Here is a 14,087-nt window from a genome sequence, read left to right on the forward strand (position 1 = left end):
CGAAAATTCGCGCGCCCTTTCTGCCTGTGATCGTCTCATCGGATCGGATTGAACCTTGTCTTCGGCTCTCCTCATCGAACAAGCCCTGAACGGCCTGCAGTTCGGCGTCATGCTGTTTCTGATGGCCGCCGGATTGACGCTGATTTTCGGCGTCATGGGCGTGATCAACCTTGCCCACGGCTCGCTTTACATGGTCGGGGCTTTCGCCTGCGCGGCGGTTGCTGCCTATACCGGCTCGTTCTGGCTTGGCCTGGTGGCAAGCCTCATTGCCGCTGCCGCTGCCGGAGCCATCGTCGAAATCACCGTGATCCGCCGCCTCTACAACCGCGATCATCTCGATCAGGTGCTCGCGACCTTCGCGCTCATCCTGATCTTTTCCGAGGGCACGCGCTGGGTTTTCGGCTCCTTCCCGCTCTATCTCGACATACCGAAAGTGCTGCAGGGCGCGATCAGCTTGCCGGGCGGCGGGCAATACCAGCTTTACCGGCTTGCCATTATCGGTGCCGGTCTCATCGTCGCCATCGGGCTTTATCTGCTGATTGCCAAGACGCGGCTCGGCATGCGCATCCGCGCCGGTGAATCCGACCGGGAAATGATTGGCGCACTCGGCGTCGACATCGCTTCGCTCAACACCATCGTCTTTGCCCTCGGCGCAGCGCTGGCGGGCCTCGCCGGTGCGCTGGTCGGCGCGCTGCAATCGGTGCAGGTCGGCATGGGCGAACCAGTGCTCATCCTCGCCTTCGTCGTCATCGTCATCGGCGGCATCGGCTCCATCAAGGGCGCGCTCGCCGGTGCCATTCTTGTCGGCGTGGTCGACACCATGGGCCGTTTCCTGCTGCCGCAGCTCTTCGCCCTGTTCATGCAGCCGTCGCAGGCGGCAACCGCGGGCGCAGCCATCGCCTCGATGCTCATCTACATCGTCATGGCCTTCATTCTGGCAGTGAGGCCGAAGGGCCTCTTTGCGGTCAATGCGTGAGGGGCGGGATGGCTGATCGCGAACGCCTTGTGAATATTGCCCTTGCCCTGATCGTACCGGCCTGCGCCCTTGCCGCCTATGGCATGGGCGAGCCGTTCTACGTGACCCTTGCCACCCGCATCGCCATTCTCGCGCTTGCCGCAGTGGGGCTGAACCTTGCGCTCGGCCTTGGCGGCCTTGTCTCCTTCGGCCATGCGGCGTTTTTCGGCATTGGCGGCTATGCCGCCGGTATCTTCGCCACCCATGCTTTCAACCAGACCCCGTTGCTCGCCTCGCCCGTCGTCATCTTGGCGACCAGCCAGATGCCGGTGATCTGGCTGGTGAGCGCTGTCGTCGCCGGTGTGGCCGCCTTGCTGATCGGCCTGATCAGCCTGCGCACGTCAGGCGTCTATTTCATCATGATCACCCTCGCCTTTGCCCAGATGATCTACTACTTCGCCATCTCCTGGCCCGCCTATGGCGGCGAGGACGGTCTGTCGATCACCATGCGCAACAGCTTTCCCGGTGTGAACACACTCAACCCCCTCAGTTTTTTCCTCATCGCCTATGGCCTGCTCCTGCTGGCACTGTTCGCCTTTTCCCGGCTCAGGGATTCGCGTTTCGGCTCGGCGCTGCAGGCCACGCGGCAGAACGAGGTGCGGGTGGCCTCCATCGGCATCCGGCCGCTGCGCATCCGCCTTGTCGCCTTCATCCTGTCCGGCATGATCACCGCGGTGGCGGGCGCGCTGTTTGCCGATCTCAACCGCTTTACCGGTCCGTCCATGCTATCATGGAGCATGTCCGGCGAACTCATCGTGCTGATCATACTGGGCGGCACCGGCCGTCTCTTCGGCCCTGTCGCGGGCGCCATCCTGTTCGTTCTGTTCGAATTTGCCCTCGGCGGACTGACCGAGCATTGGCAGCTCTTCCTCGGCCTCATTCTGCTCGCCGTCGTCCTGTTCGGGCGCGGCGGCCTCATCGGGCTTCTGGCCGGGAAGGTGCGTCATGGCTGAACCCGTCCTCAGTATCCGCAACCTGTGCAAATCCTTCGGCGCCCTGAAGGCCACCGACGATGTCAGCCTTGATCTGCGTCCGGGCGAAATCCACGCGCTGATCGGGCCGAACGGCGCGGGGAAATCGACCCTCATCCACCAGATCGCCGGAACGCTGAAGCACAATAGCGGCTCGATCCATTTCATGGGCCGGGATGTCTCGGCGCTTGGCGTTTCGCCGCGCGCGCAGATGGGGCTTGGCCGCACATTCCAGATCTCCTCGCTGGCGCCGGAATTCTCGGCACTGCGCAATGTCATGCTCGCCGTGCAGGCCAATCAGGGGTCGAGTTTCCGCTTCTGGAAACCTGTCATGGCCGATGCGTCGCTCAAGGACACCGCGCGGGACATGCTTCATCGGGTGGGATTGCTGGAGCGGGCCGATATACCCAGCGCCGCGCTTTCCCATGGCGAGCGGCGGCAGCTGGAAATTGCAATGGCACTGGCGCTCGGTCCGAAAGCCTTCCTGCTCGACGAGCCGATGGCGGGCATGGGGCCGGAAGGCTCGAAGCGCCTTACCGCCTTTCTCGACACGCTGCGGCACGAGGCGCCGATCCTTTTGATCGAACACGACATGGATGCCGTCTTTGCCCTCGCCGACCGCATTTCGGTGCTGGTCTATGGCCGCGTCATCGCCACCGGTTCCGTCGACGAAATCCGCCGCAATCCGCTGGTGCGCGAAGCCTATCTCGGGGAGAGCGTCTGATGCTGCTGGAACTTGACGGGGTCGAGACCTTCTACGGCGCGTCGCAGGCACTTTTCGGTGTCGATCTTGCCATGGCGGAAGGCGAAGCCGTTGCGCTGATGGGCCGCAACGGCATGGGCAAGACCACCACCATCCGCTCGATCTTCGGGCTCTCGCCGCTGCGCCGTGGCACGGTGCGTTTTGCCGGCCATGATATCTCGTCGGCAAAACCCTATCGCATTGCCCGGCTTGGTCTCGGCCTGGTGCCGGAAGGGCGGCGCTGCTTTCCCAATCTGACGGTGGCGGAAAATCTGCTGGCTTCGGCGCGAAGGGGTTTCTGGACGATCAAGGAGGTCCACGCCCTCTTTCCGCGCCTGGCGGAACGGTCCGGGCAATATGCCAACTCGCTGTCGGGCGGCGAGCAGCAGATGCTCGCGGTCGGGCGCGCCCTGATGACCAACCCCAGACTTATTGTTCTCGATGAGGCGACGGAGGGCCTTGCACCTGTTATCCGGCAGGAAATCTGGAAGGCCATCGCCGCCTTGAAGCAACAGGGCCAGTCCATTCTGGTCGTCGACAAAACCCTGTCCGAACTTCTGCCCGTGGCGGACCGCTGCTTTGTACTGGAGCGGGGCCGCACCGTCTGGAGCGGTGTGCCGGCCGAATTGACCGGCGCGATACAGGACCGCTATCTCGGCGTCTGAAGGCCTCCCCGGCGGGAGGCCATCAGACATGATGTCTTACGAACGGCCCTTCCAGCCGAGAAGCCGCATGGCATTGGCCGTCACCAGCACCGTCGCGCCGGTATCGGCAAGGATCGCCGGCCACAATCCGGTCAGCCCGATGATCGTCGTCACCAGGAAGACGGCCTTCAGGCCGAGCGCAACGCCGATGTTCTGGCGGATATTGTTCATCACCGTTTTCGACAGGTCGACCATGTTGGCGACATCGATCACGCGGCCGTGCAGAATGGCGGCATCGGCGGTTTCAAGCGCCACATCGGTGCCGCCGCCCATGGCAATGCCGATATCGGCAGCAGCCAGTGCCGGAGCGTCGTTGATGCCATCGCCAACCTTGGCCACGGTCAGGCCGGAGCGCTGCATCTCGCCGACGATCCGCTGCTTGTCCTGCGGCAGCAGTTCCGCCCTCGGCTCGATCCCGAGCTTGGAAGCGATTGCCTTTGCGGTGCGGCTGTTGTCGCCAGTCAGCATGACCGCCTTGATGCCCTGCTCCTTGAGCACGGCAAGACCGCGCTCCGCATCGGCTCTTGGCTCGTCGCGCATGGCCAGCAAGCCCGCAAGAGTGCCATCGACAACCACGAGGGAAACCGTCTTCCCCTGATCGTTGAGCGCCGCGATGGCTGCTGTCTGCTCCGCGCTGAGCGGCGCCGTTGCGGCGACGGCCTGCGGTGAGCCGAGAAAGACGGCCTTGCCGCCGACGGTCCCCTCGACGCCCTTGCCCGAAACCGCCTTTGCCGCGGTGGACGGGAGAACGGCAACGGCATCCGCCTTGGCCCGGTCCAGAATGGCCACCGCCAGAGGATGGCTCGAACCGGTTTCCAGCGCCGCGGCCAGCGACAGAATTTCCTGCTCCGGCAGGCCGAATGACACGATATCCGTGACCACGGGCTTGCCTTCGGTCAGGGTTCCCGTCTTGTCGAAGGCAACAGCCGTCACCTTGCGGAAGGTTTCAAGCACGGCGCCGCCCTTCATCAGCAGCCCGCGCCGCGCACCGGCAGAGAGGCCGGCGGCAATCGCAGCCGGTGTCGAGATGACCAGCGCGCAGGGGCAGCCGATCAGGAGAATGGCAAGACCCTTATAGACCCATTCGCTCCAGATGCCGCCCATGAACAGCGGCGGTACGATAGCGACAAGCGCCGCGACAACCATGATTCCAGGCGTATAGTAGCGGGAGAAACCGTCGATGAACCGTTCCGTCGGCGCCTTGCTTTCCTGCGCCTCCTCAACGAGACGGATCACGCGGGCGATGGTGTTGTCGCTTGACGTCGCGGTGACAGCGATGCGCAGGACGCCATCTGTATTGATGGTTCCGGCGAAAACGGGATCACCGGCATTCTTGCGCTTGGGCGTGCTTTCGCCCGTGACCGGCGCTTCGTCGATCTCGCTGGTTCCCTCGGTGATGTCGCCATCGGCGGGAATGCGGTCACCCGGCCGCACGAGAATGATATCGCCAACGGCCAGAGTATCGGCAGGAACCGAGACGGTGTTGCCGCCACGCTCCACCAGCGCGGTTTTGGGAACGAGATCGGCGAGCCCCTGGATGCTGGCGCGGGCGCGCCCGGCGGCAACGCCTTCGAGCAGTTCGCCGATCAGGAACAGGAAGACCACGGCGGCGGCTTCCTCACCCGCACCGATGAACACGGCGCCGATGGCAGCGATGGTCATCAGCATTTCAATGGAGAAAGGCGTGCCCGAAAACGCAGCCATGATCGCCCGGCGGGCAATCGGGACAAGACCGACGAACATCGCCACGACAAAGGCCCAGTTGGCGATATCCGGATAAAGCTTGCCGGCGGCGTAGGCCGCAACGAGGGCAACGCCGCTGATGATGGTCAGAAAACCCTTGCGGCTCTGCCACCAGCGGGCGGGCCTGGCGCTTGGCACCGGAGCAGCGGCGACAGCCGCGCTTGTGTCCGCATGGTCATGCCCGGAATGATCGTGGCCCGCATGGTCATGGTCGTGGTGATCATGCTCCGCGTGGTTGTGGTTGGCATGGTCATGCCCGCTGCACGAGGGCGCCGCCGCGGGGGCCGGGCTCTTGGCCGTCAGCGGCGAAACCTTGTAGCCAAGGCCGTTCACCTTTTTCTGGACGACGCCGAGATCAGCCGTTTCATCGTGCTTGACCGTCATGGTGCCCGCCGTCACCGACACGGAAATGTCGGCCACCCCAGGCAACCGGCGCACCGCCGTATCAATCTTGGCCGCGCAGCTTGCGCAGTCCATGCCCTCGACCCGGAAGCGGGTTTGCGTTGGCGCTGCTGTCATGATTCAACCTCTCTTGACTCTGTTGCCGGCAAGGCTACATGCTCTAGCGACTAGAGGAGCAAGCGAAATGTTGAAAGAAATTTCAATTGGCGAAGCAGCCAAGCGCAGCGGCGTCAAAGTGCCGACCATCCGCTACTACGAACAGATCGGGCTGCTGGCGGCGCCGGCGCGCACCGACGGCAACCGGCGGCACTATGAAGACACGGATATCCGCCGGCTGGCATTCATCCGCCACGCGCGGGAGCTGGGTTTCGAGATCGACTCGATCCGCACCCTGCTGCACCTGCAGGATGATCCCAACCAGCCCTGCGAAACCGCCGACGGCATTGCCAATGCCCGGCTCATCGAGGTCGAGCAGCGCATCCGCAGCCTGAATGCGCTGAAGGCCGAGCTGGAACTGATGGTGGAGGGATGCCGGCATGGCCGCGTTGCCGAATGCCGCGTCATCGAAATCCTCGCCGATCACGGCAAATGCGCGCACGCACAGCATTAGGCCGCAGTCACTACCGTCTGCGGCCTTGATGGCTCCGCCGGTCAGATGACCAGCAATGGAGCCTTGCCGGGGACGCGGTCATAGAGATCCATCACGTCCTGATTGAACATGCGCACGCAGCCCGACGAGGCGGATTTGCCGATGGAGTTCCAGTCCGGCGAGCCGTGAATACGGTACAGCGTGTCGACCCCGCCCTGAAAAATGTAGAGCGCGCGGGAACCCAGGGGATTGTGGACGCCAGGCGGCATGCCCTGGCGCCATTTTTCCAGCTTCGGATCGCGTGAGATCATGGCCGACGGCGGTGTCCAGGTCGGCCACTTGCGCTTCCACTGAACGATGGCGCGCCCCTTCCAGGAATAGCCCTGACGGCCAAGCCCGACGCCATAGCGCATCGCCTTGCCGTTCTTCTGGACCAGATAAAGAAACTTGTCGACCGTGTTGACGACGATCGTGCCGGGCTTCTCCCCCGTCGGATCGTCGACGACCTGCCGCAGGAATTTTTCATTGACCTTGGCAAAGGGTATCGCCGGCAGCCGGTAGCCATCCTCTTCGACAGCCTGATACATGCTGATGTAATCGGGCCTTGCCGGTGCGGCAGTCTCAACGGGCGCGGGTGCGGGCTTGTCCGCCGGGACGGCATCCTGCGAACCGGCAAGATCGAGCGACTGTTTGGGCAGCTGGGCACAGGCAGCGACGGCTGAAACGCCAAGGAGCGACAGGCCGGTCAGGAATGACCGGCGCGAAACGAGGGATGACATTCTGTATGCTTTCAAACGATGGGACAGGCAGGGCGGACAGGCGGTCGTGGACACCGCTTGCCCCATCCTTTTAAAACGGATCGCGGCAACTATGTGTCAAAAACAAGGCAAACCGTAATGTCTGTGGCAGTGTTGCAATATGATCACAATAAATATCAGCCTGTAAACTTACGTGATAAGATAACAGGACGGCTAATCCTTCGTGCTGCCTTCCCAGGTTCCATGCGAAATGCCGTGCTGCTTTTCCATATGGGCAATCACCGCGTCAATCTCGTCGGGATCAATCGCGGTGCTGACCAGCGTGGCAACGATTTCCACGGTCTCTTCGTCGCCCTGGTCGGTGATTTCGACGTCACTGACGGGATAATCCGCCTCTTCAAGCCGCTCGACCAGAAGATCGCGCATGGTCGGCATGGCCGCACGGGTCGATATCAGCTTGACCTCATAGGTGGCTTCCGCCGCTTGCTCGCTGATCGGGATGCGGTTGATGACATTGACCAGCGGGCGCAGCAGCGTGTTGCCGGCCAGGACAAACACCGTCAGCAGCGCCGCTTCGGCAAGCATGTCCGTCCCGGCACAGGCACCCACCGCCGCTGAACACCAGAGCGTTGCCGCGGTGTTCAGCCCCCGCACATTCATCCCCTCCTTCATGATCACGCCCGCGCCGAGAAAGCCGATGCCGGAAACCACATAGGAAATGACCCGGACCGCTTCCGTCGTCCCGGCAATCCGCTGCGCCAGGTCGACGAAGGCCGCCGAACCAATGGCGACAAGCACATTGGTGCGCAGTCCGGCCGTCCGCTGCCTGTACTGGCGCTCGGCACCGATCAGCGTGCCGAAGATGAAGGCGGCGACGAAACTGATGGTCGTATCGAGAAAGGGGTAGAGATCGAATGTCTGTATGAACTTCATGGGGTCACCGCGGCTGGCTGGTTATGCGAGGCTAGCATTTCTCCGGTTAACAATGATGACAGTTTCTGTCATCGCGAGACGGGCGGCTTGCCCCAGCATGTCGCCCTCCGGATTGTCGGCACAATAGGCGGCGGAAGAACCCGCCTCACCCTGCGGCAGCCGCCCGGCATAGGCCGTGATCACAGGAATATGCCTGGCATGGGCCTGCTGCACCAGTTCCTGCAGATGCTTGCCGCCGGGAAAGGCCAGCAGCGCATCGGGACGGCTGTCTTCCAGCATGAAGCGGTTGCGCTTCGTGTCGGCCTGCTTGCCCAGCAGCGACCAGTTGGCGGGATAGCGGACGATATGGACATCGTTCTGCCGGGCCCAGTCCTCGGCCACCGATCCCAGGGCAGGAAGACCGCCATGGATGAGAACCGTTACCGGACAGGCCGCATGGATGCGGTTCAGTTCGTCGAGAATGGCTTCGGCGACATCGAAATGCCGTCCGCCGGAAATCAAAAGGCGCATGATGTGCTCCTTGCAGTCTGTGTTGACATGAGAAATGTGCTACCAGCGCGCACGCCGCATGATGCGGATCGCGCTCTGGTTGAGGGATGACGACCACTGGATGAGGCGCCAGCTTTGCCGGCGATTGAGAACGCGCCAGCGGTGCAGCCGTGTGGCAAGCCGGAACAGCCCCTGCCCCGTCACGGCCAAAAGCCAGCAGAGCCATCGCAGAAACTGATCCCTTATCCGGGAACGGCGCGGTTCGGGGCGCCGGAATTGACGTTTGGGCGAACCGCCCCACGAACCATGGGGTGTTGCACCAGGCTGAAACGGCAGCAGAAAAGCAGTCATGACCATATCGGATCTCCTCTGACATCAAGGATTTGCATCGCGGCATTGGGAGAACAGCGGGCGATGATGACATCGCCCGCTGCATGGCAGCTCAGAACCACTGGCCGAAGCGGCGGATGTAGATCGCCTTCATCGTCTGGGCGACGACGCAGTAGCTGAACAGGGTAGCCACCAGCCAGGGGAAGTAGCTCCAGGGCAGAGGCTGCAGCCCGACCAGCGTGCCGAGCGGCGAGAACGGCACATAGATGCCGAGGCCCATCACCAGGATCGACATCAGCATGACCGGCAGGGCCGCCGTGCTCTGGATGAAGGGGATCTTCTGCGTGCGCAGCATGTGCACGACCAGCGTCTGCGACAGAAGCCCCTCGATGAACCAGCCGGACTGGAACAGCGACTGATGCTCGGGCGCATTGGCGGCAAAGACGAACCACATCAGGGCAAAGGTGGTCATGTCGAAGATCGACGAAGTCGGTCCGATCCAGAGCATGAAGCGGCCGATGTTCCTCGCATCCCACTTGCGCGGCTTGCTGAGGAATTCCTTGTCCATCCGGTCCCACGGCAATGCCAGCTGCGAGATATCGTACATCAGGTTCTGGATGAGCAGATGGATCGCCAGCATTGGCAGGAACGGGATGAAGGCGCTGGCCACGAGCACCGAGAACACGTTGCCGAAGTTGGAGCTGGCCGTCATGTTCAGGTACTTCATGATGTTGCCGAAGGTCTCGCGACCCTTGATGACGCCCTCTTCGAGCACCATCAGGCTCTTTTCCAGGAGGATGATATCAGCCGATTCCTTGGCGATGTCGGCACCGCTGTCGACGGAAATGCCTACATCCGCATCGCGCAGTGCCGGAGCATCGTTGATCCCGTCACCGAGGAAGCCGACGGTGTGACCATTGGCCTGCAGAGCCTTGAGCACCCGCGACTTCTGCAGCGGCGTCAGCTTGGCGAAGACGACGCGCTCTTCAACGAGCAGGCCCAGCGCGCTGTCGTCGAGTTTCTCGATGTCACGGCCAAGCAGCGGTATCCCGGCTTCAAGCCCGACCTCACGGCAGATCTTGAGGCTGACCACCTCGTTGTCGCCGGTCAGCAGCTTCACCGCGACGCCATGTTCGGCAAGCGCAGCAATCGCCGGTCCGGCTGTTTCCTTGGGCGGGTCGAGGAAGGTCAGGAAACCCTCGACGATCAGCTCGCTTTCATCCGCAATGCCGTATTGCGCCTTGGTGTCGCCTGCCGGGATTTCCCGGGTGGCGACCACCAGAACACGGAACCCGTCCTCATTGTAGGCGCGGGCGATGGCAACCAGCGCCTTGCGGCTGGTGTCATCGAGCGCGCGGACATCCTTCCCGTCGCGCATGCGGGTGGCGATACCAAGCATTTCCTCCACGGCGCCCTTGCAGACCAGCAGGTGCTCGCCGGCCACGCCTTCGACCACCACCGACAGCCGCCGGCGGATGAAATCGAACGGCATCTCATCGACCTTGCGATAGAAGGCAGCGGTCCGCATGTTGTCGGCCGATGCATCGGTAAAGCGCAGCACGGCCTGGTCCATCAGGTTTTTGACACCGCTCTGGTGATGGCTGTTGAGCCAGGCAAGGCGCAACACGGTCTCGTCACGCTTGCCGTAGACATCGACATGATGCTCCAGAATGATCTTGTCCTGGGTCAGCGTGCCTGTCTTGTCCGTGCACAGGATGTCCATGGCACCAAAGTTCTGGATGGCGTTGAGGCGCTTGACCACCACCTTGCGCCGGGCCATGGCAACAGCACCCTTGGCCAGGTTGGACGAGACGATCATCGGCAGCATTTCCGGCGTGAGGCCCACGGCAACCGCGAGCGCGAACAGCAGGGCTTCCAGCCAGTCGCCCTTGACGAAACCGTTGATCAGGAAAACGACCGGCACCATCACCAGCATGAAGCGGATGAGCAGCCAGCTGACGCTGTTGATGCCGCGGTCGAAGGCGGTCTGGGCGCGCGAGCCGACAATGGATTTGGCAAGCGAACCGAAATAGGTGCGCGATCCCGTTGCCACGACGACAGCCGTCGCGGTGCCGCTGACCACATTGGTGCCCATGAAGCAGATATTGGGAACATCCAGCATATCGGTCTGATCGGAGGCAATGCCCAGCGCCGACTTCTCGGCAACCGCGCCGAGCGTGTCGTATTTTTCGACGGGAATGGCTTCGCCGGTCAGAACAGCCTGGCTGACATAGAGATCGCGCGATTCGATCAGGCGCACGTCGGCCGGGATCATGTCACCGGCGGACAGGCGCACGACATCGCCCGCCACGAGTTCCCGCATCGGAATTTCGAGCATTTCCGGCGGGGTCGTCGCGCGGTTCCGGCGCAGCACGGTCGCCGTGGTGCGCACCATCGCCTTCAAGGCTTCGGCTGCCTTGCCGGACCGGTATTCCTGCACGAAGCGCATGATGCCGCTGGCCAGGATCATGACGGTGAGGATGATCACCTTGGTCGGATCCGGCGCGTCGCCCTTCTGCATGGGCAGCCAGCAATCAGTGAAAGCGCTGATCAAGCCGAGGACGATCAGCACCATGATGAAGGGATTCTTGAAAGCCGACATGAACTGGAGCAGCGCATGCGGGCGCCGGTCATGGGCGACCTCGTTTGCCCCGTCCTTGGCCAGGCGTTCCGTTGCATCGCGGATCGTCAGGCCATCGCGATGGCTTTTGACGTTGGCGAGGGTGATGTCGATATCGTTCTGGGCTTCACGCACAGCCCGCATGGACAGCTTGCGGCTATCCTTTTTCTCCGCATTCAACGCGGAATTCTTGAGAATGACGTTCATTTTCTGGTCTCCTGCCGCTTTGCGCGACAGCGACACCAGCTCACGGTCACCTGAAATTCAGGCGCAACAAGCCGTGCCGAGCCGTCACGTCCACGGTCGGTTTTGGGGAATTTGCTCTTTGGGATCGCCCGCCATGCTTGCCGGTCACCGGCAGCACGGCGGGCCTACTAGGATAGTCGTCCATGGGATACTCCTTCATGCCGCGCCCGGTAGCCCGATGGCGCATGCGCGGCGTTTGGCAAAACGGCGGTCAGATCATGCGGCCCGACTGATAGACCGCAAGCACCATCCCGACTTTTTCAACCGGGTCCAAAGCAGGTGCCGGCGGCTCATTGTCGGCACGCCAGCGCATTTCAAGCCGGCCATTGACCGGATTGACGCGCCAATCCGCCTGCAGATTGGAAAAAAGATGCTGTTTCCTAGGTGCGGCGGACACGGTGTTCCGTTGCACGGCAAGCCGCCCGCAGACGCGGTTGGCGAAGGCGCGAACGCCTGGAAGAGTTGCGAACGTGATGTTCATGGCTCACCTCATTGACCGGAAGCGATCCGGCCTGGGTGAGCGACGGTGGAGCCCTAAGCCCTAACGTTGCTCATCCGGTGTACCGGATCGAGTCCTGCTCGTTAGTTGTTTCAAGCGCCCGGCCTCCCGCATCAACGGCAGTCAGGGCGCAGCTAGATTTGCTGTCCATCGTCTTCTTTGTGATTTGAAAAATGGCCTGGGTAACCCAAGCAAAACCGCGATACGCCTGCTTGATGCGGGTTGTCAACCAGAAAGCTTGGCCATTGCGATTTTTGTCGCTTGAAATCGAACGGGGGCTGGGACTGTGAACTTTACAGCGCCGGTCAGAAACGTATGCTCCATCTGCTGAACGCTTTGGGAGGAGCAATCGATGATCAGGGAAAGCTACGTTCACGGTGCAAGCAGCCAGCCGCTGATCGGCGAAACGATCGGGCGGCATTTTGACCATATCGCCGGGCGGTTTCCCGACCGCCCCGCCCTTGTGGTCCGCCACCAGAATGTGCGCCTGAGCTATGCCGAACTGAAACAGCGCGTTGATGCCGTCGCAGCGGGTTTCATTGCCCTCGGCCTGAAACCGGGTGACCGCATCGGCATCTGGTCGCCCAACAATCTGGAATGGGTGCTGACCCAGTTCGCCACGGCCAAGGCCGGGCTCATCCTCGTCAATATCAATCCGGCCTACCGCTCGCACGAGCTTGAATATGCCGTCAACAAGGTCGGCTGCAGCGCGCTCATCCTGTCGCCAGCGCTCAAAACAAGCAATTACCTCGACATATTGCGCGAGATCGCCCCGGAACTGGAACACTGCGCCCCCGGCAAGCTCCGCTCAATGAAGCTGCCGGCGCTGCGGACTGTCATTCGCCTGGGGACAGACAAGACGCCGGGCATGTTCAACTTCGCCGATCTCGAACAGGCCGCGACCCCGGAGGCCATGCAAGAGCTGCAGGCGCTCGCCGCCGTGCTGCAGTTCGACGATCCTATCAACATCCAGTTCACCAGCGGCACCACCGGCAGCCCCAAGGGCGCGACGCTCACCCATCACAATATTCTCAACAACGGCTTCTTCATCGGCGAGGCGATGCGCCTCACTGAAATCGACCGCCTGTGCATCCCGGTGCCCTTCTACCATTGCTTCGGCATGGTTCTCGGCAACCTCGCCTGCCTCACCCACGGCGCCTGCATGGTCATACCGGGCGAGGCATTCGATCCGCTCGCGGTCCTGCAGACGGTCGAGGCCGAAAAATGCACCGGCCTGCATGGCGTGCCGACCATGTTCATCGCCATACTCGGGCATCCCGACTTCAAGGCCTTCGACCTCAGCAGCCTGCGCACCGGCATCATGGCCGGCTCGCCCTGCCCGATCGAGGTGATGCGGAAAGTCATCCACGATATGCACCAGAGCGAAATCACCATCGCCTACGGCATGACCGAGACCAGTCCGGTCAGCTTCCAGAGTTCCGCCACCGACCCGCTGGATCGGCGCGTTTCAACCGTCGGCCGCATTCATCCGCATGTCGAGGTCAAGATTATCGATGCGGACGGCGCGATTGTCGCGCCGGGCGTGACCGGTGAGCTTTTGACGCGCGGCTACAGTGTCATGCGCGGCTATTGGGGCGACGATGCCAACACCGCGGCCACCATCGATGCCGCCCGCTGGATGCATACCGGCGATCTCGCGACCATCGATGCGGAAGGCTATTGCAACATTGTCGGACGCATCAAGGACCTGGTCATCCGCGGCGGCGAGAACATCTATCCGCGTGAGATCGAAGAGTTTCTCTACACCCATCCCGGTATCGCCGACGTGCAGGTGTTCGGCATCCCGGACGCCAAGTATGGCGAATGCCTCTGCGCCTGGATCAGGGTGCGTGCTGATTTCAGCCTCAGCGAACATGACGTGCTGCAGTTCTGCAAGGGCCGGATCGCCCATTACAAGGTCCCGGCCCATATCCGCTTCGTCGAGGCTTATCCGATGACCGTGACGGGCAAGATCCAGAAATTCATCATGCGGCAGGCCATGATCGACGAGCTGGGCCTCATGGAGGCGAAAACCGCCTGAGCGGG

The 14,087-nt window shown here is 62.3% G+C and carries 13 protein-coding genes; 6 read left to right on the forward strand and 7 right to left on the reverse strand.

Annotated features, from left to right (window positions below; translation table 11 throughout):
* The first annotated feature begins 55 nt into the window (after positions 1 to 55).
* From ACTJJ7_RS10530 to ACTJJ7_RS10545, 4 genes are read left to right on the forward strand one after another with little or no spacing between them, the layout of a single operon-like run.
* A complete protein-coding gene (locus ACTJJ7_RS10530; RefSeq protein WP_105735134.1) occupies positions 56 to 976 on the forward strand; it encodes a branched-chain amino acid ABC transporter permease in 921 nt (306 codons plus the stop codon).
* Positions 977 to 984: 8 nt separating this feature from the next.
* A complete protein-coding gene (locus ACTJJ7_RS10535; RefSeq protein WP_440966989.1) occupies positions 985 to 1,968 on the forward strand; it encodes a branched-chain amino acid ABC transporter permease in 984 nt (327 codons plus the stop codon).
* The gene (locus tag ACTJJ7_RS10540; protein ID WP_440966991.1) at positions 1,961 to 2,710 is read left to right on the forward strand and encodes an ABC transporter ATP-binding protein; all 750 of its coding nucleotides are present in this window, start codon (positions 1,961 to 1,963) and stop codon (positions 2,708 to 2,710) included. Before ACTJJ7_RS10535 ends, ACTJJ7_RS10540 begins: the two co-directional genes overlap by 8 nt.
* Positions 2,707 to 3,393, forward strand: a complete 687-nt coding sequence (locus tag ACTJJ7_RS10545; RefSeq protein WP_440967133.1) for an ABC transporter ATP-binding protein — start codon at positions 2,707 to 2,709, stop codon at positions 3,391 to 3,393. Before ACTJJ7_RS10540 ends, ACTJJ7_RS10545 begins: the two co-directional genes overlap by 4 nt.
* Before the next feature lie 36 nt (positions 3,394 to 3,429).
* Here ACTJJ7_RS10545 and ACTJJ7_RS10550 read toward each other — a convergent pair whose 3' ends face one another.
* Positions 3,430 to 5,694, reverse strand: a complete 2,265-nt coding sequence (locus ACTJJ7_RS10550) for a heavy metal translocating P-type ATPase (protein WP_440966993.1) — start codon at positions 5,692 to 5,694, stop codon at positions 3,430 to 3,432.
* A gap of 70 nt (positions 5,695 to 5,764) precedes the next feature.
* On the opposite strand from ACTJJ7_RS10550, the gene ACTJJ7_RS10555 reads away from it, so the two are divergent.
* On the forward strand, positions 5,765 to 6,187 hold the full coding sequence (locus ACTJJ7_RS10555; protein WP_105735390.1) for a MerR family transcriptional regulator: 423 nt from the start codon (positions 5,765 to 5,767) through the stop codon (positions 6,185 to 6,187).
* A 41-nt stretch (positions 6,188 to 6,228) separates the two neighbouring features.
* Here ACTJJ7_RS10555 and ACTJJ7_RS10560 read toward each other — a convergent pair whose 3' ends face one another.
* From ACTJJ7_RS10560 to ACTJJ7_RS10585, 6 genes are all read right to left on the reverse strand, one after another.
* Positions 6,229 to 6,945: a L,D-transpeptidase gene (locus ACTJJ7_RS10560; RefSeq protein WP_440966995.1), complete on the reverse strand. Its 717-nt coding sequence runs from the start codon at positions 6,943 to 6,945 to the stop codon at positions 6,229 to 6,231.
* 192 nt (positions 6,946 to 7,137) lie between these two features.
* A complete protein-coding gene (locus ACTJJ7_RS10565) occupies positions 7,138 to 7,857 on the reverse strand; it encodes an MgtC/SapB family protein (RefSeq protein WP_105735139.1) in 720 nt (239 codons plus the stop codon).
* 21 nt (positions 7,858 to 7,878) lie between these two features.
* Complete coding sequence (locus ACTJJ7_RS10570; RefSeq protein WP_440966997.1) at positions 7,879 to 8,367, reverse strand: DUF2493 domain-containing protein; 489 nt, start codon at positions 8,365 to 8,367, stop codon at positions 7,879 to 7,881.
* Between the two features lie 39 nt (positions 8,368 to 8,406).
* Entirely contained in the window at positions 8,407 to 8,703 is a 297-nt protein-coding gene (locus ACTJJ7_RS10575; protein ID WP_440966999.1) for a hypothetical protein, read from the reverse strand.
* Between the two features lie 85 nt (positions 8,704 to 8,788).
* Positions 8,789 to 11,503, reverse strand: a complete 2,715-nt coding sequence (mgtA, locus tag ACTJJ7_RS10580) for a magnesium-translocating P-type ATPase (RefSeq protein ID WP_105735142.1) — start codon at positions 11,501 to 11,503, stop codon at positions 8,789 to 8,791.
* A 250-nt stretch (positions 11,504 to 11,753) separates the two neighbouring features.
* Complete coding sequence (locus tag ACTJJ7_RS10585; protein ID WP_105735143.1) at positions 11,754 to 12,023, reverse strand: hypothetical protein; 270 nt, start codon at positions 12,021 to 12,023, stop codon at positions 11,754 to 11,756.
* A gap of 370 nt (positions 12,024 to 12,393) precedes the next feature.
* Here ACTJJ7_RS10585 and ACTJJ7_RS10590 point away from each other — a divergent pair, with 370 nt between their 5' ends.
* Complete coding sequence (locus tag ACTJJ7_RS10590) at positions 12,394 to 14,082, forward strand: AMP-binding protein (protein WP_440967002.1); 1,689 nt, start codon at positions 12,394 to 12,396, stop codon at positions 14,080 to 14,082.
* The last annotated feature ends 5 nt before the right edge of the window (positions 14,083 to 14,087 follow it).

This window comes from Phyllobacterium sp. 22229, assembly GCF_052056495.1.
Lineage (GTDB): Bacteria > Pseudomonadota > Alphaproteobacteria > Rhizobiales > Rhizobiaceae > Phyllobacterium > Phyllobacterium myrsinacearum.

What these genes read in the sequence shown, in the direction of transcription:
- ACTJJ7_RS10570 (WP_440966997.1), bottom strand. Translation starts at nt 8,367, where the DNA reads ATGCGCCTTTTGATTTCCGGCGGACGGCATTTCGATGTCGCCGAAGCC.
- ACTJJ7_RS10575 (WP_440966999.1), bottom strand. Translation starts at nt 8,703, where the DNA reads ATGGTCATGACTGCTTTTCTGCTGCCGTTTCAGCCTGGTGCAACACCC.
- mgtA (WP_105735142.1), bottom strand. Translation starts at nt 11,503, where the DNA reads ATGAACGTCATTCTCAAGAATTCCGCGTTGAATGCGGAGAAAAAGGAT.
- ACTJJ7_RS10540 (WP_440966991.1), top strand. Translation starts at nt 1,961, where the DNA reads ATGGCTGAACCCGTCCTCAGTATCCGCAACCTGTGCAAATCCTTCGGC.
- ACTJJ7_RS10535 (WP_440966989.1), top strand. Translation starts at nt 985, where the DNA reads ATGGCTGATCGCGAACGCCTTGTGAATATTGCCCTTGCCCTGATCGTA.
- ACTJJ7_RS10585 (WP_105735143.1), bottom strand. Translation starts at nt 12,023, where the DNA reads ATGAACATCACGTTCGCAACTCTTCCAGGCGTTCGCGCCTTCGCCAAC.
- ACTJJ7_RS10565 (WP_105735139.1), bottom strand. Translation starts at nt 7,857, where the DNA reads ATGAAGTTCATACAGACATTCGATCTCTACCCCTTTCTCGATACGACC.
- ACTJJ7_RS10550 (WP_440966993.1), bottom strand. Translation starts at nt 5,694, where the DNA reads ATGACAGCAGCGCCAACGCAAACCCGCTTCCGGGTCGAGGGCATGGAC.
- ACTJJ7_RS10560 (WP_440966995.1), bottom strand. Translation starts at nt 6,945, where the DNA reads ATGTCATCCCTCGTTTCGCGCCGGTCATTCCTGACCGGCCTGTCGCTC.
- ACTJJ7_RS10590 (WP_440967002.1), top strand. Translation starts at nt 12,394, where the DNA reads ATGATCAGGGAAAGCTACGTTCACGGTGCAAGCAGCCAGCCGCTGATC.